Genomic DNA, 25,969 nt, shown 5'->3' on the forward strand with positions numbered 1-25,969 from the left:
GCTCAGCGACCCGCACAGACTTCCCGCACGCAGTCCCGCAACCAGCGCTGCGCCGGATCCGCATCGAGACGCGGATGCCAGAGCAGGGAGATAGTGACGTCCAGGGGCGTGACCGGCAGCGCAAAACTGTGCATGCCGGCGCGCGCTCCTGTCGTATGGCGCTCGGGCACGCTGGCGATAAGATCAGAGGCCCGCGCCATGGCAAGTGCCGCCGAGAACCCGGAGACCATGCACACGACCGTCCGCTGCAAGCCAAGTCCGCGCAAGGCCTCGTCGATCGGCCCCGTCTCGCGGCCGCGCCGCGAGACGCTGATGTGACGCCCCGCCGCGTAGCGTTCGGGCGTCACCATGGCCTCGGTCAGGGGATGGCCGGCTCGCACGGCGCCGACGAAGCGGTCGCGAAACAGCGCCTGGATGCGCACTTCCGGCCCGGTCTCGCCGGCAACGCCGATTTCCAGATCGATCGCCGCTTCGCGCAGCGACATCGCATCCTTGTCCGACTTCGGCGCGAACCGCAGCCGCACCGCTGGCGCATCGGCCTCGATGCGGGTGACGAGGCGAGGCCCGAACTCCTCGACGAAGCTTTCGTTGGTGCGCAACGTGAAGATCCGATCCAGGCTCCGGGGATCAAGCAATTCGGCGGGGCGCAGCAACCCTTCCGCGTCCTGGACGACGCGGCCGACCTGTCGCCGCAACTCTTCCGCGCGCGGTGTCGCCACCAAGCCGCGCCCGGCGCGCACCAGCAGAGGATCGCCCGTTGCCTCGCGCAGCCGCGCCAGCGTCCGGCTCATCGCCGAGGGGCTGAGCCGCAGCCGGCGCGCCGCGCGTGCCACGCTGCCTTCGGCCAGCAGAACGTCGAGAGCAAAGAGCAGATTGAGATCGGGCGATGTCATGGATCGATCATAGCATATCATATGGCGTCCGACGCACGAATATGATGCAAATGCTGCGCCTTCCGCCGCATCAGACACAGGACTAGATCTCCGACAACTCCGATTCCGGAGCAGACAGAAAGGAGATCGCCTTGGCAGTCGCTGAGCAAAATCGGGAACTGATATCGGCGCCGCAACCGACCCGGTCCGTCGGCCTGGCGCTGGCGAGCCTGTCGCTCGCCACGCTGCTGTCGTCATTGGGAACCAGCATTGCCAGCGTCGGCCTGCCTTCGCTGATGCAAGCCTTCGATGCATCGTTCCAGGCCGTGCAATGGGTGGTTCTCGCCTATCTGCTCGCCATCACCACACTGATCGTCGGCGCTGGGCGGCTGGCCGACATGTTCGGGCGCCGGCCATTGCTGCTTGGCGGCATCGCGCTGTTCACGCTGGCATCGGTCGTCTGCGGCCTGGCGCCGACGCTCTGGCTGCTGATCGCGGCGCGGGCCGTGCAGGGGCTTGGCGCCGCGCTGATGATGGCGCTGACGCTGGCCTTCGTTGCGCAAACCGTGAGCAAGGAACGAACCGGCAGTGCCATGGGCCTGCTCGGTGCCATGTCAGCCGTCGGCACGACGCTCGGGCCGTCGCTTGGCGGCTTGTTGATCGCCGGCCTCGGCTGGCGGGCGATCTTTCTCGTCAATGTCCCGCTGGGCCTCCTGACCTTCGCTCTCGCCTGGCGTGGCTTGCCGGCACGCGGCGGAACAATGGAGGCCGGTCGAGGCACGTTTGACGTGATCGGCACCGCCCTGCTGGCCCTTACCTTGGGCGCCTATGCCCTGGCATTGACGCTTGGCCGAGGCAATTTCGGCGTGCTCAATCTGGGCCTGCTGGTCGCGGCCGGTGTCGGCGTCATCTTATTCGCCATGGCGCAGGCAAAAGCGAAGATGCCTCTTGTCCAACCAGCGAGGCCCCGCGACCCGCGGCTGAGTGCCGGCCTCGCCACGAGCTTGATCGTCGCCACGGTGATGATGGCAACCTTGGTGGTTGCTCCGTTCTACCTGACGCGCGCGCTCGGATTGGATGCCGGGATGGTCGGCATGGTGCTGTCGACCGGACCGCTTGTCTCGACCCTGTCGGCGCTGCTGGCTGGACGCCTGACCGATCGCTTCGGAGCCCACGGGATGACGGCCACCGGCTTGGCGATCCTCGCCACGGGGACGCTCCTGTTGTCGCTTGCGCTGACGCGCCTCGGCATTGCCAGCTATGTCGTTCCAATCGCCGTCACCTGCTTCGGCTACGCCCTCTTCCAGACCGCCAACAACGCAGCCGTCATGGGCGGTGTAAGCGCAAACGAACGTGGCGTCGTTTCCGGCCTGCTCAACCTGTCGCGCAATCTCGGCCTCATCACCGGCGCATCGCTGATGGGCGCCATATTCGCGATGGCGTCGAGTGACGCCCGGCATGGGATCGGGCAACAACTCTCGAGTTCCGCGGCCGCTGCCCGAGGCATGCAGATCACCTTTCGGACAGCCACGGCCCTGGCGCTGGCCGCGCTGGTGATCGCCCTCCTCTCCGTCCGCGCCGGGCGAAAATCCAACCTGCCTTGAGCCGCGACCGTCTGAAGGCTCATGGAGCCGCGAAGGTTGCCGAGCCGGTTCCAGATTGGTACTGACCGGCACGCGGACTCGGGTCCGCGACGCCAATTCGGGACAGTGTTATGGGAACCACCAAGTCAGCAGACAAGTAAGCCGCGACAACACCTCGTTGTTGCGGCCTTCTGCCCCGTCAAATCAGACCATTCATGAAACGGCAGATCGCCGCCAAATCTCACCATTTGTGCGGATGCTCAATCATGCCTTTTCAAAAACAACCCTCCCCGACATGGGCTTATGCCTTGCCCTCGGCACTCCTGCTGATGGCGCCTTTCGACATCCTTGCTTCGCTGGCCATGGATATCTATTTGCCGGTGGTTCCGGCGATGCCGGAGGCTCTCGGCACATCGCCCGCCATCATTCAGCTGACCCTCAGCCTCTATATGGTGACCCTCGGCCTCGGCCAGGTCGTGTTCGGCCCGGTCTCCGACCGGGTCGGCAGGCGCCCGGTGCTGATCGGTGGCGGGCTGCTGTTCGCGGGCGCTTCCGTCCTGCTCTCCGTCACGTCGCACGGCACGCCCTTTGTCGTACTGCGTGTCGTGCAGGCCATGGGCGCATCGGCTGTTCTGGTCGCAACCTTCGCCACGGTCCGGGATGTCTATGCCGGACGGCCGGAGGGCACCGTCATCTATGGACTGTTCAGTTCCATGCTGGCATTCGTGCCGGCATTAGGACCGGTCGCCGGCGCCCTGATCGCCAAGGGATTCGGCTGGCGTGCCATCTTCGTCACGCTCGCTATCCTGGCCGCGGCGGCCACGCTCAACGCGTGGCTGCGATGGCATGAGACGCGGCCCTCGAACAGCTCGGGTCCACGTCCTGCATTCGGCACGATCCTGGGCAGCTTCGCCTTCTGGACCTACACGCTCGGCTTCGCCACGGCGATGGGCACGTTCTTCGTGTTCTTCTCGACGGCGCCCAGGGTGCTGATCGATCGCGCCGGCTTCTCGCAGATCGCCTTCAGCGTCGCCTTTGCCACGGCGGCACTGGTGATGATCGCAACGACGCGATTTGCCAGGTCGTTCATCGCCCGATGGGGCGTGCCCGGCAGCCTCGCCCGCGGCATGGCGATGTTGCTTCTCGGCGCGGCGATGCTGGCACTGGGCCAGATCTTCGCCGCCCCTTCCTTCACGACCTTCGTCCTGCCCATGTGGGTGATGGCCGTGGGCATCGTCTTTGCCGGATCGGTCACCGCCAATGGCGCGCTCGAAGCCTTCGGCGATCTCGCGGGCGCTGCCGTGGCACTCTATTTCTGCGTCCAGAGCCTGATCGTCGGCATCGCCGGAACGTTGTTCGTGCTCCTGCTTGGCGGCGACACGGCGTGGCCCCTGGCCTGCTATGCCGCCATTTTCGCGGTGATAACGCTGCTTGCGCTCGAGCTTTTGCGGAGCATGCAGGCAAGGCAGGACAGCAACAGCTGAAGGAAATGACGCACGGGGCCTGATGGACCGCCGTTCAGGCCCCTGCCCGTTTGCGGCGTTCGTAAAGCATGACGAGTGTTTCAGCCATCAGCGCCGGTTTTTCCTCGCCTTCGATCTCGACCGTGTTGGCGGCCTTCATCAGGTATTGGCCGGGGCCCCGGTCTTCCATGGAGAGCAGCGTCGTGCGCAGGCGGATGCGTGCGCCGACCCTGACCGGCGCCAGGAAACGCACCTTGTCGAAACCATAGTTGAAGGCGGCCTGCGTATTCTCGGGCACGATCCCCATTTCGAGGGCCAGCGCGCCAATGATCGACAATGTCAGATAACCATGCGCGATCGTCGTGCGAAACGGGCTTTGCCGCCGCGCCCGTTCAGGATCGACGTGGATCCATTGATGGTCGCCGGTGCATTCGGCGAATTGGTTGATACGGTTCTGGTCGACCGTGGTCCATTCCGAGACGCCGAGCTCCTGTCCGGACATCGTTCTCAACTGCTCATAGGTTGGCGGCGTTTTAGGCCGTGCTTCCGTCATTCCTGCTTTCCCGATCGCTTCCGAAGCTTCCGGATCACGACCGGCGGCCTCTGTCAATTCGTCCTGCCTGAATCCGTTCCGGCGGATTCGAGCTCACTCGTGCCATGGCTTAGCATGCGATGGCAGGCCGAATTCGGATTTTCCAACCTTCTGGGGCTGCGGGAGCTTATGGCGTGGCGCTAATGCAACTATGTGCAAGGTCGCGGAATTGCGAACCTGGCGTCTGCCGGAAGACGAAGCGATAGGTCCAAACAACCTACTTCTTTTCGTAACCGGAGCGGACCTCTTCCATCGCCTCCTTGATGCGCGCGCGCAGGATGTCGATCGATTCGGTACCCGATTTCCTCGCCAATTCAGCCACTTCACCGGCGTTCTTGAGCGCGGCCTCGAAGGATTTCCTGGCAAACTCCGTCTGCTTGGCCATGAGCTCCTGCGGATTGCCCGGTGCGCGGTAGCTCTGCGCCATGTCGGCGATCTCGCGCAGCGTGGCCTGCAGCATTTCGCGTTGCCTCGACAGCAGCGAGGTCGCCCCGGCGGCGCCGGCCTGCGCCGATTTCTCCAGCGCCTCGAGGTTCTTGCGGTGATGCCCGAGGATCGCCTCGACATCGACGTTGGGCAGCTTCAGGTCACGGCCGAACCTGCCGAACATTTCCGTGAAGGAATCGGATTCCGATTGTCTGGCCATGATTGTCTTCTCCCCTTTGCCGCGGTCGCGGACGCCCTCGTCGGGGAGAATAGCACTCGAACGCCTCATGTCCATTTCGAACACGGGCCTGCGCGATCGATACGGATCAATTGACCGGGAGCAGCCGTTCGATCGTGTAGAGCACTATGCCCGCCAGCCCGCCGATGATCATGCCGTTGAACCTGATATATTGCAGGTCCCTGCCGATGTTCATCTCGATCAGCCGCGTCAGTTGCGCCAGATCCCAGCGCTTGACCTGGTCGGCGATGAACTTCGACACCCCGCTTTTCTGGCTTTCCACGAAGGACGCCAGCGCCACCACGAACCCCTGGTTCATATCGGCCCGGATCTGCGCATCGCCGGCAAGGTGGCGGCCGACCTCGACGAACATGTTGGCGAGATGCTCCCGGATCAGGGAATTCGACGCCTTGGCGTCCTGCTCGATGAACAGGCTGAGGCTCTCCCACATGTCGCCGGCCAGCGCTTTGACCTCGGGCCTGGCGAGGAAATCGCGCTTCATCTTTTCCGCGCGCTTGGCATACTGCTTCGAGGTCCGCAGCCGCTCGACGAAGCCTTGCGCGAAACGGTCGAATTCGGCCCGCATCGGATGGTCGGGATCGGCCCGCACCTCGTCCAGCAAGGAGCCCGCCGAGGCGACGATCTTCTTCAGCAGATAGGCGTCGGCGCGGAACAGGTTGAACAGCGACGGCAGTTCCTCGTGGATCTTGTCGCGCATCGTCGCCAGCGCCTGTTCGTCGTTGAGGAAGCGGCCGATGACCTTGATGAACTCGTCGAACAGTTTCTGGTGGCGGCGATCGTCGGTGAGCGCCGACAGGAGTTCGGCGGCCAGCGGCGCCAGCGGCACCTTTTCGATCTGTTCGAGCATCCGGCTGGTGACAAACCCGCGCAGGCCCGATTGTTCGACGGCCGCAAGTGTCCGCGGCACCAGCCGCACGACGAAGCGCGACAGGCCGGCGGCGCGCTCGGCATCGGCCAGCCAGTCGGCGACGAGCGCCGAAAAATCGACCTCGGCGAGTTTTTCGCGCACCGGTTCCGGCGCCAGGAAATTGACCTCGATGAAACGCCCGAGATTGTCGGCGATGCGGTCCTGGTTTTCCGGAATGATGGCGGTGTGCGGGATCGGCAGCCCGAGCGGCCGCTTGAACAGCGCCACCACCGCATACCAGTCGGCAAGGCCGCCAATGGTCGCCGCCTCGGCGAAGGCGGCGACGAAGCCGAGCCACGGATAGCTGCCCTGGAAGGACTTGGCCAAGGCAAAGACCAGCACGCAGAGCGCCAGTGCCGCCGTGGCGACGAACTTTGTCCGCCGCAGCGCGGAAAGCTTGGCGGCTGCGTCGGCATCGAACCGCACTGGGGCCAGGGACTGGGTCGATTGAGCCATGGACGGCCGCTCCTCGTCGATCTCAGCCTATTTAGGGATTCGACCGCCAGAATGCCCGTGACGCGATTCCCCGGGTTTTGCCCGGCACGCACATAAAGTTGACGATAATATTCAGCTATAATGCGAAGCCAGTCTGGAATTATTCCAAGGTATAGGCCATATTCCGCCGAGGCCAGTAGCGCGACTCCGAAAATCCGGGTGAAGCCGCGCCGGCAAAGTCTAGACCCTGGCATGGTTTACCAAGCCAGCGCTTTGTGAGGATGAAATGCGGCTTACCCGCCAAACCAACTATGCCATGCGCATCCTGATGTATTGTGCCGCCAACAATGACCGGTTGAGCCGCATCCCGGAAATCGCGACCGCCTATTCGGTGTCGGAACTGTTCCTGTTCAAGATCCTGCAGCCCCTGGTCGAGAACGGCCTGGTCGAGACGGTGCGCGGCAGGAACGGAGGGGTACGGCTCGGCCGTGCCGCCGAAGCGATCAGCCTGTTCGACGTCGTGCGCGTGACCGAGGAAAGCTTTGCCATGGCGGAGTGCTTCGAGAACGACGCCGCGGAATGTCCGCTGGTCGACAGCTGCGCATTGAACTCGGCGCTTCGCGAGGCGCTCAACGCCTTCTTCGCCGTGCTTGCCCGTTACACCATCGCCGATCTGGTCGCGGCACGGCCGAATGTCCGCAATCTGCTTGGCATCGACATGCTGGTGGAACGCCGCGCCCCGGCTGCTTGATCCCCGTCGCGCTGCCTGAAATCAACCGACCGCCGATTGCGGCAGCACGAATGGCATGTTGCCGGCCGGCAGCACGCCGACCTTGAGCCGGCAATCGAACACCTTCTCGATCAGATCGTCACTCAGTACGTCGCGCGGCGAACCGGTCGCGGCCAGCCGGCCGCGATGCATGACGAAAATCCGGTCGGCGAACATCGCCGTCAGATTGAGATCATGCAGGATAGCGACCACGCCGCCGCCTCTTCTGGCGAAGTCGCGGGCGATGGTCATGATGATCAGTTGGTGCTTGATGTCGAGGCTGGACACCGGCTCGTCGAGGAAGAGATAACGCGGCCTGCCGTCGAGCACCGGCGCCCAGACCTGGCACAGCACCCGCGCGAGTTGGACGCGCTGTTGCTCGCCGCCTGAAAGCTCCTGGTAGAAACGCCCGGCAAAGCCGTCGAGATCGACCCGCGCCAGCGCGCGCTCGGGCAGCCGCGTATCCTCGCCCGGCAAGGCACCCGAGCGGCCGCCGACAAGGCCAAGCTTGACGACTTCCCGCACCGTGAACGGGAACGACAGCACCGTCGCCTGCGGCAGCACGGCCCGCTGGACGGCAACCTCCACCGGCTTCATCGCCGAGAGGTCGCCGCCGTTGAGAATGACGGTTCCGGCATAGGCGAGTTCGCCCGACAGCGCCTTGAGGAAGGTCGTCTTGCCCGAACCATTAGGGCCGACGATGGCCGCGATTTCGCCCGGGCGGGCGTCGAAATCGACATTGGCGACAATACGCTTGCCGGCGATATCGACCGAAACGTCCCTTGCCTCGATCATCCCAACCTCACAAACCCGAGCCTCACAAATCCCAAGTCTCACAAATCGACCACGCCGCGCTTGCGCAGCAATATCCACAGGAAGAATGGCGCGCCGGCGATTGCCGTGACGATGCCGATCGGCAATTCGGCCGGCGCCACGATGGTGCGGGCGACCGCGTCGGCAAGCAGCAGCAACGAGGCGCCGAGCAGCGCCGAGGCCGGCAGCAGATAGCGATTGTCCGGGCCAATCAGCAGGCGCAGCAGGTGCGGCACCACGATGCCGACGAAGCCGATGCCGCCGCTGACGGCCACCGACGCGCCGACTGCCGCCGAAACACCGACAATGGCCGTGTATTTCAGCCGCTGCACCGGAATGCCGAGATGGCCGGCGGTGGCCTCGCCGAGCGCCAGCGCGTTGAGGCCGCGGGCCAGGAACGGCATCGCCGCGAGCGCCAGGACGATGATGGGCCCGACGGAAGCGATCTTGGCCCATGTCGCACCGCCGAGCGATCCCAGTGACCAGAAGGTCAGATCGCGCAGCTGGCCATCGTCGGCCATGAAGATCAGGATTCCGGTCAGCGCCATGGCGAGCGCCGCCAGGGCGATGCCCGCGAGCAACATGGTGGCGACCGAGGTTTGCCCGCGTCGCGTGGCGACCTGATAAAGCACCAATGTCGTTGCAAGACCGCCGAAGAATGCCGCGAGCGGCAACGCAAGCGTTCCGAGCAATGCGGTCACCGGCGCCAGAATGGTCCCGCCCAGCACGATGATCGCCACCGCGCCGAGGCTGGAGCCGGCTGAAACCCCGATCAGGCCGGGGTCGGCGAGCGGATTGCGGAACAATCCCTGCATGACGGCGCCACAGACAGCGAGAGCCGCCCCCACCAGCATGCCCAGGATAACGCGCGGCAGCCGGATGTCGTAGACGATCAGTTCGTCACGGGCGTTGCGTGCCGCATCGCCGGAGACGGTGCCAAGGAGCCAATCCCTGATGACGTTCACGGCGGATGCGTCCGACGCCCCTGCCGTGAGCGAAAGCAAGACGGCGATTGCCAGGCCGAGGCACAGCAAAAGGATGACCGCGCGGGCGCGTGCCGAACGATCGCCTTCGGACACACCCGTCACCTTGACCGTACCGGCGATCGATTGATCGACCATGATGCTCAGTCCGTGCCCTGCGCGCCGTAGAGCGAAACCGTGAGATCGTGGATGGCGTCGGCCGTGCGCGGCCCGAAGCCGAGCAGGTAGCCGCCCCACATGCTGATCAACTTGCGGCCGGTGCCCGCCGGGGTCGAAGCAATGGCGGGGTTGGCAAACAACTCCTCTTCGGAGATTGGCGGCCCACCTCCCTTCATCGTCAGGATGACATCCGGCCTGGCGGTCACGATCGCCTCGTCGGACACCGGCTTGTAGCCGGAGAAGCCCTCGACCGCGTTGACCGCGCCGGCGAGCTTGATGATGCCCTCTGCGGCGGTGTCGCTGCCCGCGGCAAGAATCTTGCCGCCTTGCGTCGAGAGCACGAAAAGGACGCGCTTGCGCTCGTTGATCGAGGCTGCCTGTTTTTCGGCGGCCGAGAGCTTCGCATCCGTCTCGGCGACCAGCCTGTCGGCCTTGGCGTCGACACCCAGCGCCTTACCCACGACCCGGATCTTCTCCAGAATGCCTTCATGGGTGAAATGCTCGGGCACCTCTATGTAAGCCACCCTCGACTTCTTGAGCACGTCGATCGCTTCCTGCGGGCCGCTGCCGTGGAGCGCCAGAATGCCGGACGGATTGACCGAAAGAACGCCCTCGGGCGACAGCTGGCGCATATAGCCGACATCGGGAAGCTTCGATGCTTCCTCGGGATAAGAACTCGTCGAATCGCGTGCAACCAGGCGGCCCTCCTCGCCGAGCGCATAGACGATTTCGGTGATCGAACCGCCGATGGAGGCGATCCGCGACGTGTCGGAAAAGACCGTTGCGCCTTCGTTGGCGCCGACGGGCAAGGCCGTCAAAGCGAGCAAGGCGCCAACCATCGGCGCCAGCGCGGCGCGTAAACTGAAAACAACATGCATTGGGTTCTTCCTCAGGCTGCCGTCGGGTTTGGAAGGCGCGGCAGGTGCTCGGCCAGGAAGCGCCAGTCGTCGCGCTCGCTTTCGCCCTCGTGGCGCTTGCCGAAGAACTGGATGATCATCTCGCCATTGGCGCCATAGACCTCGAGCGATGTGACATGACCGTCCTTGGTCGGCTTGCGCACCGCCCAGACCTCATGGATGTGGTCCGTGCGCAGATGCAGGTGGAAGGTCACGTCGAGCACGTTGATCCACGGCCCCATCGGCTTGATCGACTTGACCGGGCCGGAATGGATCTGGATGCAGCCGCGGTTGCCCACAAAACACATGATCGGCATCTCGCCTTCGGCGGCGTGGTGGAACATGGCGCGCACCGCGTCATTGTCGAGCAGCCAGGCATAGTCCTGGCCGACCATCCGCACCGCCTGGCGGCGGCTGAGCTTCAACGTCTTCAGCATGCCGAAGAACTGGTGCACGTCCGTCAGCCGGCTCCAGCGGTCGCGCAGATCGTCCAGGCTCGCGGTCGATGTCGCGGTCTCGCTTTCCTCGTCGAGAACGGACCCTGAAATGTCGATAGTCGGCTCCTGGTTCGATGATTCCAGCGAGGCGACCAGCTTCTGGTAGGCATACAGACTGGACGCCGGTCGCAGATGCACCTTGTGCACCGCCTCGCCCGCCGCATCGAAGAACTGCAGGCTGCGGCGGATGTCGTCGCCGTCGCGCTTTTCCACGGCAAAGCCGTGTGCCCAGACTTTCGGGAAGATGCGCAGGTCGATGTTCTCGCCGAGCACCATGGCATTGTGGTTGCCGGTGACGACCTTGTCGTAGACGCCGATCTTCTCGTGCACGGCACTTTCGTTGCGGGTCAGCGCCATGACCTCGCCAACGGCCTCGAGGCCGGTCAGAAGGTCGTTGACGCGGGGTTCGACGCGCACGACGCCATCGCCGCAATGCGCGGCCACCAGTTCGGCCTCCGAAATGCCGAGCTGGCCGGCCAGGTCACGCTCGCGCGTTTTCGGATTCTCCGCCCGTGCCCGCCGGATTTCATGCGGGGCGGGTTTTACGCGCTGATCCATGTCTTACCCCTGTCGCCTTGTCTTACTTGTTGAGAATGAGCTTGCCCTGCCGGGTGATCTTCAACCGGTAGAGCGCGCCATGATGCTCGATGCCGATCTCGTGCTCGCCCTGGAACAGCGTGTTGCTGGACAGCGTTCGCACCGCGAGCGGAATCCGATCGAAACGCGCCGAGGCCTCGTCGGAGCGGCGGACGCGATAGCGAAAATCGTTGGGATTGTGCGTGTTCATCTGGGTCGATCCCTTCCTGTGCCGGGCATCTGGCTAGGCGTTGCGAAATTGCCGATTCATTTCTTGACTTGAATAATCATGTTTACTAGTCAGTGCAATACCGGACTAAATGAGTCAACATTTAAGATGCCGGATACGAGCAAAAATGCCAGCAAGCCCCGGGCCAGCCAGCATGGAACCTGGGATTTGGAGTTGGGGCATGGGGTTGATGATTTGGGAACGGCGCGGCCGCTCGGCGGCGAACGGTGCGGCGGCTTTGCTCGCAAGCGTGGCGGTGGTCGCCCTGTCCGCGCCGTTCGCGCACGCGCAACAGGCGACGCGGCCGGCGGGCGAGCAGGCCGATCAATCGAAGAAGACTGACCAGGAAAAAGCAGCCCCCGCCGGCGCGACGCTGCTCGACAAGATCCTGGTGCTGAGCCGCACCGGCGAGACCGCGATCCAATCGCTGGCCTCGGCAAGCCATGTCGATCAGGAACAGCTCGATCGGCGCATGGCCACGACGCCGAACGAGATGCTGCTCGGTGTGCCGGGTGTCGCCACGCAGGCCGATGCCAGGCGTGTCAGCACCAGCATCAACATCCGCGGCCTGCAGGATTTCGGCCGCGTCGCTGTCATCGTCGATGGCGCGCGCCAGAATTTCCAGCGCTCCGACCACGGCACGCAGTCGACCTTCTACATCGATCCCGAGCTCGTCAAATCCGTCGACGTGATCCGTGGTCCGGTCGCCAACACCTATGGTTCGGGCGCCATTGGCGGTGTCGTGTTCTTCGACACCAAGGATGCCCAGGACTTTCTCAAGCCGGAAGAGACCTGGGCCGGTGCCGTCACTGGACGCTACGAGAGCAACGGCAAGGGCTGGACTACCAGTGCCACCGGTGCCTACCGCATCAATGAAAACTGGGACGTGTTGGGCAACATCGTCTACCGCGACTACGACAACTACAGGGATGGCGATGGCGACACTGTCAACGGCACTGGCTTCGACGTGCTGAGCGGCCTGCTCAAGACCACCATCCGGCCGACCGAGAACAGTGAGCTGAAGCTTGGCTGGGTCGGCTCGAGCGACGGCTGGGACGAGACCAGCGGCGGCGTGCCTGTGAATGATGCCGACCTGAAGTCGAACACCTTCACGGCCCGCTACAACATCACGGACGAGGACAAGAGCTGGCTCGATCTCCACATCAACACCTCCTACAACAAGACCAATCTCGATCTGACCAGTCTTGTCCCGCAGAACCGCTTCGATCCGGTGACCGGTCTTCCCGTGGTGCTGCCGGCAGGGTCGCGGTCGACATTCGATGTCGGCACGACCGGCATCGATATCTGGAACACGTCACGGTTCGAAACGAGCGGCATCGCGCATGAACTGACCTATGGCGGCGACTGGGTCGGCGACAATGTCGAGACCGGCGGCGCGGCCGGCGGCGACAGTTTCTACACCCCATCGGGCAAGCGGAATGTGTCGGGCGCCTACGTCCAGGACAAACTCACCTGGGAATGGCTCGAAGTCATCGCCGGCTTGCGCTACGACAGCTACAGCCTGAAGGACGACACGCACGATATTTCCGGCGACAGGCTATCGCCGCGCGTCACGGTCGGTGTCTCGCCTTTCGAGAGCGCCGGGCTTGCGGGCCTGCAATTCTACGGCACCTACGCGGAAGGTTACCGCTCGCCGTCGATCACGGAGACGCTGATCAGCGGCAATCATCCCGCCGGCGTCAGCTTCCCGTTCCTGCCCAATCCAAATCTGCGTGACCCTGTCACCGTTCGCTCCAGGCAGCGGCTGCCCGTTCGGCCCCGGCATCCCGATCTGCTTCCAATATCAGAATTTCGCCAAGGCCAAGATCGACGGCTTCGAGTTGGAAGGCGTCTACGACGCGGCATGGGGCTATGCCGGGCTTTCCGCCTCGATCACCAACGGTCACACCGTTTCCTACAAGGGCGTGGAAGCCGACCTCGCCACCATCCCCTCCTCTCAGGTCACCGCTCAGTTGGGCCTGCGCTTCCTCGAGGACAAGCTGACCGTTGGCGGTGAAGTGCAGTACAATGGCAAGCCGAAGGGCAATGCGGTGGCCACGGACTACACGCTGGTCAACGCCTTCGCCAGCTATCAGGCGACCGACAATCTGAAGGTCGATTTCCGCGCCGACAATCTGTTCGACGTCAAATACGCCAACCCGCTCAACGGCAGCACGACAGTCGCGGTCTATGAACCCGGCATCACGCTGAAACTGGCGGCAACCATGCGTTTTGGAGGCTGATCTGCCATGACGAGCTTGACGGCATCGCTTCGTCTGCTGACCTCGACGCTGGCGATGTCGCTTGCGACGCTTCCGGCGTGGACTGAGCAGTCCGCGCCGGTCCTGACCCTCGAACTCAATGCCGCGCAGCCTTCGGAAAAGGGCTGCCGGCTGACCTTCCTGGTCAACAACAGTCTCGGCGCCGACGTCACCAAGGCGGCGTTCGAGATCGCGTTGTTCAACGAGGCCGGGGTCGTCGACCGGCTGACCGTGCTCGACTTCAAGGACCTGCCTTCCGGCAAGACAAAGGTGACGCGTTTTGACCTCGCCGGCACCGACTGCACCAAGGTCAGCCGCGTGCTGATCAACAGCGCGACCGAATGCGTGGGCTCAGGCGTCGAGCCGGCCGCCTGCATGCGCAAGCTGAAGACGGACACCAAGACCGGCATCGCTTTCGGCGTCTGAGGTGGGGCTGCATCAAGCATCCCTGGGAAAGACCGAGGCCCGCCCGCTGGGCAGCGTCCCGATGTCCCGGAGCGGGGCAATCGATGTTGATTTGACAAGTCGGCGCCGGCCGCTGCAATTTCCGCCGCGCGACATGCAGGAAATCAGTCCCCTCCCCGACGCCGGCGACGAGTTGGCCATCGTGCCCGCAGAGCCGATCGGCTGGACGCCACCCGCAGCCAAAGGCAGATGGCCGGCGGCGATCGTCGCGTCCTGCCTGCTTCACGCCGGCGTGGTGGCGGCTTTCCTGATCTCGCCCAAAGGCGCTGCCGACTTGCCGGATACGGCGCAGTCGCAAGGCAGCGACCAGGCCGGCGACAAGGTGGCGGGCAGCGCGCTGGACCGCGAATCGCAGGCGATGAACGTCACACTGGTGCCCAACCCACAACCGGCCAAACCGGCACCGTCTCGTCCCGCTTCGTCGCCCCAACCACCACCGGCCCGGCAAGCCGCGGCCTCGCCCGAGAAGCCGCTCGAGCCGTCTCAACCTGTCCGTGAAGCGGCCAGGCCACCGTCACCCGAGCCGGCAAGGCAGGCCTCGTCAACGCCCGATATACTGGTGACCGACGTCCCTCGCGATGACAATCAGAGCGTTGCGGCAAAAATCGAAGAGCCGGCACAGCCGGAGGTTCAACCCGAAACCCCAGAGACAGTCGCCGCCATCGCACAACCTCCTGTGCCCAGCCCCAGGCCAAGTCCGCCAGCCGTCGCGGCAAGCGAAGTGGACGACAAGCGCGGCACGGCCGACGGCCAAGTCCGTTCCGCGCGGACGGCTAGCAAAGGCAAAAAGCAAAAAGAGGTGGGCAGCGCCACGGAGGACAGCTATCGCAGCGACGTCATCCGCAAGCTCAGCGGGGTCAATCGTGCAGTGCCTCCAGCGGTGCAGCTCACAGCGCTCAACAATGCTGTCGTGACATTCGTCATCGGCAGCCGCGGCGGCATCGACGATCTGCGTATCCTGCAAAGCTCCGGATCGCCAAACTTCGATCAGGTCGTGCTCGGCATCGTGCGCAAGGCAGCGCCCTTCCCGCCCATCCCACCCAAGGTAGGCAACAGCCTGGTGTTCACAGGCGCAATTGGACCGTTCTGAGGTCCTGCCTTGCCGCTCAAACCATTCGCCAATCAGCGCGATCCAACGATCAGAAAGGAATTCCATGTACATCGCCATGAACCGCTTCAAGGTGCGGACCGGCTCCGAGGCCGATTTCGAAGCCGTGTGGAAGAACCGCGATTCCAGCCTTGCCGAGATGAAAGGCTTTCGCGAGTTCCATCTGCTGCGCGGCCCGGTCAACGAGACCGAAGGTTATACGCTGTTTGCGTCGCACACGGTGTGGGCGAGCCATGAGGATTTCGTCGCCTGGACCAGATCGGAGAATTTTCGCGCCGCCCACCGCAATGTCGGCACGACGAAAGTCCACTATCTCGGCCACCCGCAATTCGAGGGCTTTTCCGTCGTCGAGGGTGCTTGAGAACCGGCCAGTCTACGCCGCGGCAAGCAGGCTGGCATTGCCGCCCGCCGCAGTGGTGTCGACGCAGACGGCCCGCTCATGCGCATAAGCAGCCGGATAAAGCACTTCGCTGACCAGCGGCACGATCGGGCCCGAACGCTCGGCGATCACCTTGCGCACGATACGCGCCGCCTCGGGCGTGCCAGAGAAGGCAACGACGTCGACACGCAGCGAGCGCGCCTCGACGGGATCGGGGCGGCCGTCGATGGCCGCCAGCGGCAGGCCTTTGCCGGTCAACGCGGAGAGCGCCGCCGGGGCGCCTGGCGCGACGGCCAGCACCGCATTGCCGGCGGCAAGTGCCTGAATGGTCTGCGCCAGCAGCGTGTCGCCGTCCGGACCCAGGCACAGCACCCGGCCGCGCGGCGATAGCGACAGCGTGTTGGCCTCGCCGGTCGGCCCGGGCAAATCGACCTGGCCGAAATCGATGCTAGCCGCCGCACCGATCGCCGCCGCGCCCTTGCCGCGCAGATGCTTCCTCAGGATGGCGATCCGGTCCGGCCGCGTCGACCAGCCGCCGAGCGTCGGATCGGGCAGGTTGTCGGCAAGTTCGGTCGCCGTCACCTTGTGGCCCTCGCCGACTTCCGTGCCGGCTTCCGGTCCCTTGCGGAAACGCCTGAGATAGTGCGGCCCGCCGGCCTTCGGTCCGGTGCCCGAAAGCCCTTCGCCGCCAAAGGGCTGCGAGCCGACGACGGCGCCGATCTGGTTGCGGTTGACGTAGATGTTGCCGGCATGAATGCCGTCGACGAAATGCTGGACGCGACCCTCGATGCGGGTGTGCAGGCCGAAGGTCAGGCCATAACCCTTGCGGTTGATGGCGGCGATGACGCTGTCGATCTGGTCGGCGTCGAAACTGGCGACATGCAGCACCGGCCCGAACACTTCGCGCTCCATCTCCTCGATGCCCTTGACCCGGAAGACATGCGGCGCAACGAAGCGCCCGTCTTTCGGGGCTTCGAGCTTGGCGAGCAGCCGGCCCTGCAGGCCCATCTTCGTGCAGTAGTCGCGGATGGAGCTTTGCGCCTCGTCGTCGATGACCGGGCCGACATCGGTCGAGATCAGCCAGGGATCGCCGATGTTGAGCGCTTCCATGGCGCCCTTCAGCATCTCCAGCATCTTCTTCTCGACGTCCTTTTGCACATAGAGCACGCGCAGCGCCGAACAGCGCTGGCCGGCACTCTGGAAGGACGAGGCCAGGATATCGCGCACCGCCTGTTCGGGCAGCGCGGTGGAATCGACGATCATGGCGTTGAGACCACCGGTCTCGGCGATCAGCATGGCATCAGGCGCCGCCGTCTCGGCCAGCTGTTTTTCGATCAGCTTGGCGACCTCGGTCGACCCGGTGAAGCAGACGCCGGCGATGCGCGGATCCGCCGTCAGCGGAGCGCCGACAGAGGGACCGTCACCCGGCAGAAGCTGGATGATATCTTCCGGCACGCCGGCCTCGCGCAGCATCTCGACGGCGCGGAAGGCGATCAGCGGTGTCTGCTCGGCGGGCTTGGCGATCACCGAATTGCCGGTGACGAGTGCTGCCGCGATTTGGCCGGTGAAGATGGCGAGCGGGAAATTCCATGGCGAGATGCACACGATGGCGCCCCGCGCCTGCGTGCCGGCCTCGGCATTCGCCGCTTCCGCCGCGTAGTAGCGCAGGAAGTCGACGGCCTCGCGCACCTCGGCCACGCCGTCGGCAAGCGACTTGCCGGCCTCGCGGGTGGCGAGCGCGAAGAACTCGACCGCGTTGGCCTCGTAAAGGTCGGCCGCGCGGTTGAGGATCGCGGCACGCTCGGCAACCGGCCGTTTTGCCCAGGCCGGCTGCGCCTCGACAGCGATGCGCACGGCGGTCGCGACCTGCTTGGCGGCGGCCTCATGAACCGTGCCGACGACCTCGGAAGGCTTTGCCGGATTGACGATCGGGCGTTGCTTGCCATAGCCGGCGGCGCGCGTGATCGGCTTGGCGTGCCAGCGATCCAGCCCGGCAAAAGCCGCTTTGGCCTTGTCGATTGCAGCCAGCGTCACCGTGTCGGTAATGTCGAATCCTTTCGAGTTGCGGCGCCCGATCCCAAAGATCTGGGATGGCCGGGCAATCGCCGGATTGGCGGCGGGACCCTGGCTCTCGATCGTCTCCAGCGGATCGCGCGCGATATCTTCCGGCTCGACTTCCTCATCGGTCAGCTGATGCACGAAAGAGGAGTTGGCGCCATTTTCCAGCAGCCGGCGGACCAGATAGGCAAGCAGGTCCGAATGCGCGCCGACTGGCGCATAGATGCGGCAGCGCGTGCCCTCCGACCGGCGCACGGTTTCGTGCAAGGCCTCGCCCATGCCATGCAGGCGCTGGAACTCGAAGGTGTCGCGGTTGTCGGCCATGGACAGGATGGCGGCGACGGTGTGGGCATTGTGGGTCGCGAACTGCGGATAGATGCGGTCGGTCATGCCAAGCAGTTTCTTCGCGCATGCCATGTAGGAAACGTCGGTGTTGGCCTTGCGCGTGAAGACGGGATAACCAGTGAGCCCAAGCGTCTGCGCCCGCTTGATCTCGGTGTCCCAATACGCGCCTTTCACCAGCCGCACCATGATGTTGCGGTTGTACTTTTTCGCCAGCGCATAGAGCCAGTCGATGGTGAAGGCCGCGCGCGGCCCATAGGCCTGCACAACGACGCCAAAACCGTTCCAGCCAGAAAGTTCCGGTTCGGCAAGCACCCGCTCGATCACATCGAGCGACAGATCGAGGCGATCCGCCTCCTCGGCATCGATGTTGAGTCCCATCCGCGAATGCCTAGCCGCGAGCGCCAGCGACAGCAGCCGCTCGGCCATCACGGGCAGCATTTCTTCCTTCTGCGCCACCTCGTAGCGCGGATGCAACGCCGAGAGCTTGACCGAGATGCCGTGGTTGTGGCGGATATCGGGGCCGTTGGAGCCGGCATCGAGCGAGGAAATGGCGTCGGCATAGGCCTTGTGATAACGCAGCGCATCCGCCTCGGTGCGGGCGGCCTCGCCCAGCATGTCGAAGGAATAGAGATAACCCTTCTGCGTCATCGACCGGCCGCGCTTGACGGCTTCCGCGATGGTGCGGCCGAGCACGAACTGCTCGCCCATCTCGCGCATGGCGGCGGCCACCGCCTTGCGGATGACCGGCTCTCCCAGACGGCGCACCATCGAGCGCAGCGTGCCTTCGATGCCGCCCTCGCCTTCATCTAGCACGCGGCCGGTCAGCATCAGCGCCCAGGTCGAGGCGTTGACGAAGATCGAGCTCGAACCGCCGGAATGCGCCGACCAGTCGTGCGGCGCGATTTTGTCTGCGATAAGATCATCCATCGTCTCGGTGTCGGGCACGCGCAGCAGCGCCTCGGCCAGGCACATCAGCGCCACGCCTTCCTTGGTGGAGAGCCCGTAGGCCGAAAGAAAAACTTCCATCAGCCGGGGATCGGTGGAGCCCCGCACCGCCCGCACCAAATCGGCCGCGCGGGTCGAGATCGCCTTGCGGTCTGCGGCCGACAGGCCTGTCGCCGTGGCCAACCGTCTGACAGCCTCGTCTTCGTCGGGCAAATAATTGGCGCGGATCTGCTGGCGGATGGCGTCGAGCGGCATGGCGGTCCTGTGAAGCAAGCATCAGGGAGCGGACCGGCGGTCACCGGACCGAATGGCGCAAGCTAGCACAAGTGCTGGATTTCAGGCGGTCCGAAAAAATCGACATGGAAGTTCAATCGGTCTATCATATGGCCAGAAATCACGGATTTAGGCTACGTTTTCGATGATAGAAGACCAATTGGACCGCATCGACAGGAACATCCTGTCAGCGCTGGCCGGCAATGGCCGGCTTTCCATGTCGGAGCTCGCGGCAAAGGTCGGTCTGTCCAAGACGCCGGTGCAGGCGCGCGTGAAGCGGCTGGAAAAGGACGGCTACATCAGAGGCTATCAGGCGATCATCGACCGCGAGCGCATGGGTGAAGGCCATGTCGCCTTCGTCCAGGTGAAATTGTCTGACACCCGATCCGCCGCGCTCGATGCTTTCAACCGGTCCGTCCAGGCCGTGCCGGAGATCGAGCAGTGCCACATGATGGCGTCGAGCTTCGATTATCTCCTGAAGGTCCGCACCCGGGACATCGCCGCCTACCGCCGCGTGCTCGGCGAGCGCATCTCGGCCTTGCCGCATGTCGCCCAGACCTCGACCTTCGTGGCGATGGAGACGGTGAAGGACAGATAGGGGTTCAGTGGCCAGTACGTGACTTTGGCTTCCCGGGCTCAAAGCGGATGCGAAGCTTCGAGCCCGTCGCCTTGGCAAAACGCTGCAGGGTCCGAGTGGAAGGCATGTTTCGACCGCTCTCCAAGCGAGCAATCACCGCCTGCGTGGTGCCCATGGCGACAGCGACCTCTTCCTGCGTCATATCCGCTTCGCCACGGGCCTTGATCAAAGCTTCGGCGATCGCGAACTCCTCGTCCAGCGCCTCATATTCGGCAACGAACTCCGGGTCCTTGAACCACTCCTTTGCGGCGTCCTCAACGAGAATTGTTTTCCGGCTCATAGAACCTCCTTTGCTCGCTTGAGGGCCAGCTCGACCTCGCTTCGAGGCGTCTTCTGGGTCTTTTTAGCGAATACTCGCACCACAACCACTCGACGTTCGGCAGCAGTTACATAAATAGCACGGGCGATACCATCACGACCCTTCATGCGCATCTCCGAAAGCCTGCCTTCCAGATGCTTTACATAGGGCTCGTGGACCTTTTGCAGCCCATGCTCTTCGACCAAACGCGATATTCGAAGGAAGCTGGCCAGGATATCTTTCGGCTGAGCTTCGAGCTCCTGCCTCACCTCAACATTGAGAAACGCAACGGTCCAGCTCATCGCACGAAATATACCTTTTTTGCAATATTATTTCAACACCGACTTGCCCGCTGCCTCTCACTCCGCCAGCGTCTTTAAAAACGCTACCAGTTCCGCACGCTCGCGGTCAGAGAGTTCCAGCGGATGAACCTCGGAGGTGCCTTCGACGCTTGGTGCAGCCTTGGCATAGTGAGCCACCACTTCGTCGAGCGATGAAAACTGCCCGGCATGCATGTAAGGCGGCCGTGTCGCAGCCCCACGCAGCGATGGTGTCTTGTAGGCACGCACCAGTTCCGGCGCATCCTTGACCATGAAGCGCAGCTCGCCGCAGGCACTGGCGTCGCCGTCGCGATAGGCGCCGAAGCAGTTGAACGGATCGGCCTCGACCTGGGCCACCGCATCGACGCGCCCGCGATCCGGCGGCAGGTTCGCGACAGGCGGCACACCGGTGTTGTGAAAGCCATTGTCGGTGAAGCGCGGGCCGTTATGGCAGGTCACGCAATTGGCCTTGCCGATGAACAGCTTCAGCCCGAGGATTTCCTCCCGGGAAAAGATGGCATCGCCTTTCGGCTCGGCGCCCGTGGAAAGGTTCAGCGCGAAACGGTCGAAGCGCGTCGGCGCCGGCTCGATCGAGCGTTCGAAAGCGGCGATCGCTTTGCCGATATTGGCATAGACGCGGTTGATGGCGTCCCGCTGCGTATCGCTCATCGCGTTCCAGGCAGCCTTTTCGGCTTCGCTTCCGAGCGGGCTGGCATTCGGCGGAATGCCGGAAAAATCAGGCAATGGCCCAAAGATGCGCTCGTAGCGTTCGCCGAAACGCGCCTTCATGTAATGCGCGTAGGCGGTGCGGTTTCCCGCCTGTTCCAGCGGATTTTCGAGCGGTGTCAGCGCCTGCGCCCACAGGCTGTCGCGGCGGCCATCCCAGAAGAACCAGGGGTCGCGCGCCACACCGGCCAGCGGCATGGTGCGCCGGTTGGTGCGGCCGACGCCCACCGCCTGCGGCAGGTCGTCCTGGAACTGGCGGTCGATCTTGTGGCAGGTCGAGCAGGACACCGTGCCGTCGTGGCTCATCCCGACATCGAAGAACAGCGTCGAGCCGAGTGCCGCGGCGGCCGGCATATCGGCGAACCGGTTGGTGGTGTCGGGCTTCAGCGCCGGTAGCGTGTTCAGCGCGAGCGAAGCGATCGTCTGCTTCTCCGCATCGGAAAAATCCGGCTTGCCGCAACCAGCAAGAATGGCGGCCATGGCCAGCGCCAGAGAGCAGAAAAGGCGCCTCATCGACCGCTCACAGCACCACGTTGAACAGCACCGTATCGGAGCCCGCGCCGGACGATATGGCGAAACGCAGCTGCCACCATCCGCTCATGGTGAATTTCAGCCCCTCGATGCGGTAACGGCCCTCGCCGAGATAATCGGTGACCTGCGGGCTGGTCGGCAGACCGTGATTGTGTAGCGGCATGCCGCCGGAGATGGCGATCGCGGCGCGCTCCACCGAAGCCCCGGTCTTGGTTTTCAGCGTCAGCAGCCAGGCTTCCAGTTCGCCCTGCCGCACGACACCGCGTTCCGGCACCAAGCTCGCCACGTAGAGTCCATTGTCTGTTTTCTTCGTCCGCGAGACATCCGGTCCGAGCGGTTGCCCCGACTGCGGCGCGGTCAGGTAGACGGCCGCGAGTACGCCGGCCAGCAAAGCAGCCAGACCAAGACCTGCCAGGAGATAACGCCATAACGATGCCAAACCGGTTCCTCTTCTGCGGACAACGCTCAGCCGAGCGGATCGCATCCCGCCAGCCTGTGGGAAAACGCTGTGGCGCAAAAATGCCTGCTTGCCAAGCATGGCGCTGCGTCCGGCAAAAAGCTACAGCACCGAAATCACTGGAGGATCGCAGATGGTGGGAAACGGCATTGCGTCGATCGGCGAGTGCATGCTCGAACTGTCCGGCCAGACCGGGCCGAACTGGCGCATGGGGTTTGCCGGCGACACGTTCAACACGCTGTGGGCGCTGCATGCGCTGAGCGGCGACCGGCCCGCAACCTATGTCTCGGCGTTCGGCGACGATCCTTTCTCGCAAGGCCAGATCGCTTTCTTCGCCGAAAACGGCATCCGCATCGGCACCAGCCCGGTCATACCGGGCGCCCGCCCCGGCCTCTATGCCATCACGCTGACCGGCGCCGAGCGCTCCTTCACCTACTGGCGCGGCGACGCCGCCGCCCGACAGCTCGCGTCGGATCCGGCAGCGCTGTCGGAAAACCTGCAAAATCAATATCTTGTGTACTTTTCCGGAATCACTTTGGCAATTCTCGATAAGGCCGCGCGTGCCACACTTCTGGCGGCCGTGGCGAAGGCGCGCGCAGCCGGCTCGACGGTCGCCTTCGATCCCAACTACCGGCCACGGCTGTGGCGCAGCCGCGAGGACGCACAGGCAGCGATCGTCGAAGCGCTTGCCGTCACCGATATCGCGCTGCCGACCTTTCCGGATGAGCAGATGCTGTTTGGAGATGAGACACCGCAGGCGACCGCCGATCGCCTCGCGCAATTGGTCAATGAGGTCGTGGTCAAGAACGGCGAGCAGCCGGCACTGATTGCCGAAAACGGATCATTGCAGGACGTGCCTGCAATCCATGTCGCGGCCCCTGCCGACACGACCGGCGCCGGCGATTCCTTCAATGGAGGCTATCTCGCCGCTCGTCTTGCCGGTCACAGTCCGCAGGAAGCCGCCCGCCGGGGCCATCGCGTTGCCGCTGCCGTCGTCCAGGTTCGAGGGGCGCTGGCGCCGTTCGAGACGCTGCGGGCAGCGTTCGACAAGTCTTGAAAAGCTAACCCTGCCGGAAGCGGTATTCGGTCACGTGGTGATAGATCGCGCCAGGCCATAGCGTCGCCTGCGGGAAATAGGGCCGGTTCGGCGCGTCCGGCCATATTTGCGGCTCCAGGCAGAAGCCGCTGAAGGCCTTGTAGTCCCGTCCTTCCAGGCCGGTGCGCGGCGTCACATATTGCCCGGTATAGAGCTGCACGCCGGGCTCCGTGGTCCACACTTCCATCTCGACGCCGGAATTCGCCCCTTGCACCCATGCCGCCTGCTTGAGCGGACCGCGCGCCGAGGCAAGGCAGAAATTCTGGTCGTAGGGCAACTGCTCGCCTTCCGTTTCCATGCGCAACGGCCGCGCCTGGCGAAAATCGAAGGGCGTGCCGTCAACCGGCTTGACCACGCCGGTCGGGATCATGTCGCCGTCGACGGGCAGATAGGCGCCGGCGTTCAGCATCATGCGATGGTCGAGAATGTCGCCGGTGCCGCCGTCATCGAGGTTGAAATAGGAATGCTGGGTGAGATTGCACAGCGTCGGCTCCTCGCAGGTCGCCGTCAGCTCGACGCTGAGCGTTCCGGGAATCTTCAGCCGGTAGGTGCAGGTGACGTCGAGCGCGCCGGGAAAGCCCATCGCGCCGTCGGGATCATGCAGCGTCAGCGTTACGAAATCCCTGCCATGCAGCGAAACCGTCCATGGCCGGTGGGAGTAGCCTTGCGAGCCGCCATGCAGCGTATGCTGGTCGAGGAAGTTGCGCTCGGTCTGGTAGCGGTTGCCGCCAATGGTGAAACGGCCATCGCCGATGCGGTTGGCGTAGCGCCCGACCACCGCCCCGAAGAAGCCGGTGTCGGTCTCATAGGCTTCCAGATTGTTGTAGCCGAGGACCAGCGGCGCGTCGTGCCCGGTCAGGCGCAGATCCTGGACGATGGCGCCGAGCCCGATGATGTTGGCGGTAAGGCCGCCGCCCCTGATGGTGAAGCGGCGGACCGGTTCGCCCGCCTGCGTCGTGCCGAAAACCTCGCCGTCCTTCATCGTCATGCCCGCAAATGCCAGTGGATCCAAAGGACTTCGGCTGGTTGGTCAGCCTGGGGCAGGTTTACCGGCCTGCCCCAGCACCAGCCTATCAGAGGCCGAGGCCGCCGATGCACACATATTTGGTATCGAGGTAGTCCTCGATGCCCTGATGGCCGCCTTCCTTGCCGAGCCCCGATTCCTTGACGCCGCCGAACGGCGCTTCCGGTGTGGTGATCAGTCCTTCATTGACGCCGACCATGCCGTATTTCAGGCCTTCCATGACCCGGAAGGCGCGGCCGAGATCGCCGGTATAGAAATAGCAGGCGAGGCCGAACTCGGTTTCGTTGGCGAGCGCGACGGCCTCTTCCTCGGTCTCGAACTTGAACACGGGTGCGACCGGCCCAAAGATCTCTTCCTTCATGAAGCGCATTTTCGGCGTCGCGTTGGCGATGACCGTCGGCTGGAAGAACGAGCCGCCCAGTGCATGGCGATGACCGCCGGCGACGATCTTGCCGCCCTTGGCGGTGGCGTCGGCGATCAGCTCCTCGACCTTCTCGACCGCCTTCTCATCGATCAGCGGGCCCTGCTGGACGCCCTCTTCGAGGCCGGAACCGACTTTCAATCCATTGCTGGCCGCGGCGAGCTTCTCGACGAACTTGTCATAGACGCCGGCCTGGACGAGGAAGCGGTTGGTGCAGACGCAGGTCTGGCCGGAATTGCGATATTTGGCGGTGATCGCGCCAGCAACGGCACGCTCGATATCGGCGTCGTCGAAGACGATGAACGGCGCGTTGCCGCCGAGTTCCATCGACACCTTCTTGACCGTGACCGACGATTTCTGGATCAGGATCTTGCCGACCTCGGTCGAGCCGGTGAAGGTGATCTTCTTGACGAGCGGATTGGCGCAAATCTCGTCGCCGATCTCACCGGCGGCACCGGTCAGGATGTTGACGACACCCTTGGGAAAACCGACTTCCTCGGCCAGCGCGCCCCAGGCGAGACCCGAATACGGCGTCTGCGATGCCGGCTTGACCACGGCGGTGCAGCCGGCGGCAAGTGCGGGACCGAGCTTGCGGGCCAGCATCGAGGACGGGAAATTCCACGGCGTGATGGCGGCAATGACGCCGACCGGTTCCTTGGTCACCAGGATGCGGCGATCCGCCCATGGCGAGGGCACGACGTCACCATAAGTGCGGCGCCCTTCTTCGGCGAACCACAGGATATAGGCCGCGGCCGAGCCGATCTCGCCCTTCGATTCGAACAGCGACTTGCCCTGCTCGATGGTAAGCAGTTCGGCCAACACGTCCTGATTGTCCATCATCGCGTCATGCAGCTTGCGCAGCAGCTTGGAGCGCTCGAGCGCGGTCGTCTTGCGCCAGGTCTTGAAGGCTTCGTCGGCGGCCTCGATGGCGCGGCGGGTCTCGGCCTTGCCCGACTTAGGCACCGTGCCGATCTTGAGGCCGGTGGCCGGATTGTTCACATCGACCGTCTGGCCGCTGTCGGCCTGCACCCATTCGCCGTTGATGAGATTGGCCTGGCGCATGAAATGGCTGGTTTTCTGAAGCATGGTCTAGCCTCCGTTCGGCGCTCACGGGCCGCTATCTGGATGTCTTCGGTAAAGCGCAGGCAGGGCCGCACGCTGGAGCC

The 25,969-nt window shown here is 64.2% G+C and carries 25 protein-coding genes and 1 pseudogene; 10 read left to right on the plus strand and 16 right to left on the minus strand.

The window, feature by feature from the left end:
• Nucleotides 1-2: 2 nt before the first annotated feature.
• The gene (locus tag FJ948_RS02670) at nt 3-893 is read right to left on the minus strand and encodes a LysR family transcriptional regulator (RefSeq protein ID WP_140701648.1); all 891 of its coding nucleotides are present in this window, start codon (nt 891-893) and stop codon (nt 3-5) included.
• A 131-nt stretch (nt 894-1,024) separates the two neighbouring features.
• Between FJ948_RS02670 and FJ948_RS02675 the strand changes: the two genes are divergently transcribed.
• Both FJ948_RS02675 and cml read left to right on the plus strand, forming a co-directional pair.
• On the plus strand, nt 1,025-2,476 hold the full coding sequence (locus tag FJ948_RS02675; RefSeq protein ID WP_140701649.1) for an MFS transporter: 1,452 nt from the start codon (nt 1,025-1,027) through the stop codon (nt 2,474-2,476).
• Nucleotides 2,477-2,721: 245 nt separating this feature from the next.
• Nucleotides 2,722-3,939, plus strand: a complete 1,218-nt coding sequence (cml, locus tag FJ948_RS02680; protein WP_140701650.1) for a CmlA/FloR family chloramphenicol efflux MFS transporter — start codon at nt 2,722-2,724, stop codon at nt 3,937-3,939.
• A 34-nt stretch (nt 3,940-3,973) separates the two neighbouring features.
• Here cml and FJ948_RS02685 read toward each other — a convergent pair whose 3' ends face one another.
• The 3 genes from FJ948_RS02685 to FJ948_RS02695 all read right to left on the minus strand — a co-directional run bounded on the left by FJ948_RS02685 (nt 3,974) and on the right by FJ948_RS02695 (nt 6,558).
• Nucleotides 3,974-4,471 (minus strand): MaoC family dehydratase, encoded by a 498-nt coding sequence (locus tag FJ948_RS02685; protein WP_140701651.1) that lies wholly within the window; start codon nt 4,469-4,471, stop codon nt 3,974-3,976.
• A 256-nt stretch (nt 4,472-4,727) separates the two neighbouring features.
• Complete coding sequence (locus tag FJ948_RS02690) at nt 4,728-5,156, minus strand: phasin family protein (RefSeq protein ID WP_140701652.1); 429 nt, start codon at nt 5,154-5,156, stop codon at nt 4,728-4,730.
• Nucleotides 5,157-5,262: 106 nt separating this feature from the next.
• On the minus strand, nt 5,263-6,558 hold the full coding sequence (locus FJ948_RS02695) for a DUF445 domain-containing protein (RefSeq protein WP_140701653.1): 1,296 nt from the start codon (nt 6,556-6,558) through the stop codon (nt 5,263-5,265).
• A gap of 265 nt (nt 6,559-6,823) precedes the next feature.
• Between FJ948_RS02695 and rirA the strand changes: the two genes are divergently transcribed.
• On the plus strand, nt 6,824-7,288 hold the full coding sequence (rirA, locus tag FJ948_RS02700) for an iron-responsive transcriptional regulator RirA (protein WP_140701654.1): 465 nt from the start codon (nt 6,824-6,826) through the stop codon (nt 7,286-7,288).
• Between the two features lie 21 nt (nt 7,289-7,309).
• On the opposite strand, the gene FJ948_RS02705 is transcribed toward rirA, so the two are convergent.
• The 5 genes from FJ948_RS02705 to hemP are packed head-to-tail and all read right to left on the minus strand — an operon-like array spanning nt 7,310 to nt 11,441.
• Complete coding sequence (locus FJ948_RS02705) at nt 7,310-8,101, minus strand: heme ABC transporter ATP-binding protein (protein WP_140701655.1); 792 nt, start codon at nt 8,099-8,101, stop codon at nt 7,310-7,312.
• 38 nt (nt 8,102-8,139) lie between these two features.
• Nucleotides 8,140-9,240 carry an iron ABC transporter permease gene (locus tag FJ948_RS02710; RefSeq protein WP_140701656.1) on the minus strand — a complete coding sequence of 367 codons (1,101 nt, stop codon included), beginning with the start codon at nt 9,238-9,240 and terminating at the stop codon, nt 8,140-8,142.
• Nucleotides 9,241-9,245: 5 nt separating this feature from the next.
• A complete protein-coding gene (locus FJ948_RS02715; RefSeq protein WP_140701657.1) occupies nt 9,246-10,139 on the minus strand; it encodes a hemin ABC transporter substrate-binding protein in 894 nt (297 codons plus the stop codon).
• An 11-nt stretch (nt 10,140-10,150) separates the two neighbouring features.
• Nucleotides 10,151-11,212: a hemin-degrading factor gene (locus FJ948_RS02720; RefSeq protein ID WP_140701658.1), complete on the minus strand. Its 1,062-nt coding sequence runs from the start codon at nt 11,210-11,212 to the stop codon at nt 10,151-10,153.
• A gap of 22 nt (nt 11,213-11,234) precedes the next feature.
• A complete protein-coding gene (gene hemP, locus FJ948_RS02725) occupies nt 11,235-11,441 on the minus strand; it encodes a hemin uptake protein HemP (RefSeq protein ID WP_140701659.1) in 207 nt (68 codons plus the stop codon).
• 208 nt (nt 11,442-11,649) lie between these two features.
• Here hemP and FJ948_RS02730 point away from each other — a divergent pair.
• The 5 genes and pseudogenes from FJ948_RS02730 to FJ948_RS02745 all read left to right on the plus strand — a co-directional run.
• Nucleotides 11,650-13,134, plus strand: a pseudogene (locus FJ948_RS02730) (TonB-dependent receptor plug domain-containing protein); the annotation flags it as partial.
• 58 nt (nt 13,135-13,192) lie between these two features.
• Nucleotides 13,193-13,702, plus strand: coding sequence for a TonB-dependent receptor (locus FJ948_RS30485; protein WP_246677441.1), 510 nt, complete (start codon nt 13,193-13,195; stop codon nt 13,700-13,702).
• Between the two features lie 6 nt (nt 13,703-13,708).
• Nucleotides 13,709-14,146 (plus strand): hypothetical protein, encoded by a 438-nt coding sequence (locus FJ948_RS02735; protein ID WP_140701660.1) that lies wholly within the window; start codon nt 13,709-13,711, stop codon nt 14,144-14,146.
• 91 nt (nt 14,147-14,237) lie between these two features.
• Nucleotides 14,238-15,275 carry an energy transducer TonB gene (locus tag FJ948_RS02740; RefSeq protein ID WP_246677442.1) on the plus strand — a complete coding sequence of 346 codons (1,038 nt, stop codon included), beginning with the start codon at nt 14,238-14,240 and terminating at the stop codon, nt 15,273-15,275.
• A gap of 64 nt (nt 15,276-15,339) precedes the next feature.
• Nucleotides 15,340-15,654, plus strand: a complete 315-nt coding sequence (locus tag FJ948_RS02745; RefSeq protein WP_140701661.1) for an antibiotic biosynthesis monooxygenase — start codon at nt 15,340-15,342, stop codon at nt 15,652-15,654.
• A gap of 12 nt (nt 15,655-15,666) precedes the next feature.
• On the opposite strand, the gene putA is transcribed toward FJ948_RS02745, so the two are convergent.
• Nucleotides 15,667-19,275: a bifunctional proline dehydrogenase/L-glutamate gamma-semialdehyde dehydrogenase PutA gene (putA, locus tag FJ948_RS02750; RefSeq protein ID WP_140701662.1), complete on the minus strand. Its 3,609-nt coding sequence runs from the start codon at nt 19,273-19,275 to the stop codon at nt 15,667-15,669.
• A 163-nt stretch (nt 19,276-19,438) separates the two neighbouring features.
• Here putA and FJ948_RS02755 point away from each other — a divergent pair, with 163 nt between their 5' ends.
• Entirely contained in the window at nt 19,439-19,891 is a 453-nt protein-coding gene (locus FJ948_RS02755; RefSeq protein ID WP_127872699.1) for an Lrp/AsnC ligand binding domain-containing protein, read from the plus strand.
• A gap of 4 nt (nt 19,892-19,895) precedes the next feature.
• Here FJ948_RS02755 and FJ948_RS02760 read toward each other — a convergent pair whose 3' ends face one another.
• From FJ948_RS02760 to FJ948_RS02775, 4 genes are read right to left on the minus strand one after another with little or no spacing between them, the layout of a single operon-like run.
• Nucleotides 19,896-20,210, minus strand: coding sequence for a helix-turn-helix transcriptional regulator (locus FJ948_RS02760; protein WP_140701663.1), 315 nt, complete (start codon nt 20,208-20,210; stop codon nt 19,896-19,898).
• A complete protein-coding gene (locus FJ948_RS02765; protein ID WP_140701664.1) occupies nt 20,207-20,530 on the minus strand; it encodes a type II toxin-antitoxin system RelE/ParE family toxin in 324 nt (107 codons plus the stop codon). Before FJ948_RS02765 ends, FJ948_RS02760 begins: the two co-directional genes overlap by 4 nt.
• 57 nt (nt 20,531-20,587) lie before the next feature.
• Entirely contained in the window at nt 20,588-21,787 is a 1,200-nt protein-coding gene (locus FJ948_RS02770; RefSeq protein WP_140701665.1) for a cytochrome c peroxidase, read from the minus strand.
• Between the two features lie 7 nt (nt 21,788-21,794).
• Entirely contained in the window at nt 21,795-22,244 is a 450-nt protein-coding gene (locus FJ948_RS02775) for a FixH family protein (protein WP_140701666.1), read from the minus strand.
• A gap of 151 nt (nt 22,245-22,395) precedes the next feature.
• Between FJ948_RS02775 and FJ948_RS02780 the strand changes: the two genes are divergently transcribed.
• The gene (locus FJ948_RS02780) at nt 22,396-23,319 is read left to right on the plus strand and encodes a sugar kinase (protein WP_140701667.1); all 924 of its coding nucleotides are present in this window, start codon (nt 22,396-22,398) and stop codon (nt 23,317-23,319) included.
• Between the two features lie 4 nt (nt 23,320-23,323).
• Here FJ948_RS02780 and FJ948_RS02785 read toward each other — a convergent pair whose 3' ends face one another.
• Together FJ948_RS02785 and FJ948_RS02790 are read right to left on the minus strand one after the other, a co-directional pair.
• Nucleotides 23,324-24,346, minus strand: coding sequence for an aldose epimerase family protein (locus FJ948_RS02785; protein WP_140701668.1), 1,023 nt, complete (start codon nt 24,344-24,346; stop codon nt 23,324-23,326).
• Nucleotides 24,347-24,431: 85 nt separating this feature from the next.
• Entirely contained in the window at nt 24,432-25,889 is a 1,458-nt protein-coding gene (locus tag FJ948_RS02790; RefSeq protein WP_140701669.1) for an NAD-dependent succinate-semialdehyde dehydrogenase, read from the minus strand.
• Nucleotides 25,890-25,969 lie beyond the last annotated feature (80 nt).

Source organism: Mesorhizobium sp. B2-3-12 (assembly GCF_006442205.1).
Lineage (GTDB): Bacteria > Pseudomonadota > Alphaproteobacteria > Rhizobiales > Rhizobiaceae > Mesorhizobium.

Coding starts and splice junctions, on each gene's coding strand:
- FJ948_RS02670 (WP_140701648.1), bottom strand. CDS start 893: ATGACATCGCCCGATCTCAATCTGCTCTTTGCTCTCGACGTTCTGCTG.
- cml (WP_140701650.1), top strand. CDS start 2,722: ATGCCTTTTCAAAAACAACCCTCCCCGACATGGGCTTATGCCTTGCCC.
- FJ948_RS02685 (WP_140701651.1), bottom strand. CDS start 4,471: ATGACGGAAGCACGGCCTAAAACGCCGCCAACCTATGAGCAGTTGAGA.
- FJ948_RS02690 (WP_140701652.1), bottom strand. CDS start 5,156: ATGGCCAGACAATCGGAATCCGATTCCTTCACGGAAATGTTCGGCAGG.
- FJ948_RS02695 (WP_140701653.1), bottom strand. CDS start 6,558: ATGGCTCAATCGACCCAGTCCCTGGCCCCAGTGCGGTTCGATGCCGAC.
- rirA (WP_140701654.1), top strand. CDS start 6,824: ATGCGGCTTACCCGCCAAACCAACTATGCCATGCGCATCCTGATGTAT.
- FJ948_RS02705 (WP_140701655.1), bottom strand. CDS start 8,101: ATGATCGAGGCAAGGGACGTTTCGGTCGATATCGCCGGCAAGCGTATT.
- FJ948_RS02710 (WP_140701656.1), bottom strand. CDS start 9,240: ATGGTCGATCAATCGATCGCCGGTACGGTCAAGGTGACGGGTGTGTCC.
- FJ948_RS02715 (WP_140701657.1), bottom strand. CDS start 10,139: ATGCATGTTGTTTTCAGTTTACGCGCCGCGCTGGCGCCGATGGTTGGC.
- FJ948_RS02720 (WP_140701658.1), bottom strand. CDS start 11,212: ATGGATCAGCGCGTAAAACCCGCCCCGCATGAAATCCGGCGGGCACGG.
- hemP (WP_140701659.1), bottom strand. CDS start 11,441: ATGAACACGCACAATCCCAACGATTTTCGCTATCGCGTCCGCCGCTCC.
- FJ948_RS02735 (WP_140701660.1), top strand. CDS start 13,709: ATGACGAGCTTGACGGCATCGCTTCGTCTGCTGACCTCGACGCTGGCG.
- FJ948_RS02745 (WP_140701661.1), top strand. CDS start 15,340: ATGTACATCGCCATGAACCGCTTCAAGGTGCGGACCGGCTCCGAGGCC.
- putA (WP_140701662.1), bottom strand. CDS start 19,275: ATGCCGCTCGACGCCATCCGCCAGCAGATCCGCGCCAATTATTTGCCC.
- FJ948_RS02755 (WP_127872699.1), top strand. CDS start 19,439: ATGATAGAAGACCAATTGGACCGCATCGACAGGAACATCCTGTCAGCG.
- FJ948_RS02760 (WP_140701663.1), bottom strand. CDS start 20,210: ATGAGCCGGAAAACAATTCTCGTTGAGGACGCCGCAAAGGAGTGGTTC.
- FJ948_RS02765 (WP_140701664.1), bottom strand. CDS start 20,530: ATGAGCTGGACCGTTGCGTTTCTCAATGTTGAGGTGAGGCAGGAGCTC.
- FJ948_RS02770 (WP_140701665.1), bottom strand. CDS start 21,787: ATGAGGCGCCTTTTCTGCTCTCTGGCGCTGGCCATGGCCGCCATTCTT.
- FJ948_RS02780 (WP_140701667.1), top strand. CDS start 22,396: ATGGTGGGAAACGGCATTGCGTCGATCGGCGAGTGCATGCTCGAACTG.
- FJ948_RS02785 (WP_140701668.1), bottom strand. CDS start 24,346: ATGACGATGAAGGACGGCGAGGTTTTCGGCACGACGCAGGCGGGCGAA.
- FJ948_RS02790 (WP_140701669.1), bottom strand. CDS start 25,889: ATGCTTCAGAAAACCAGCCATTTCATGCGCCAGGCCAATCTCATCAAC.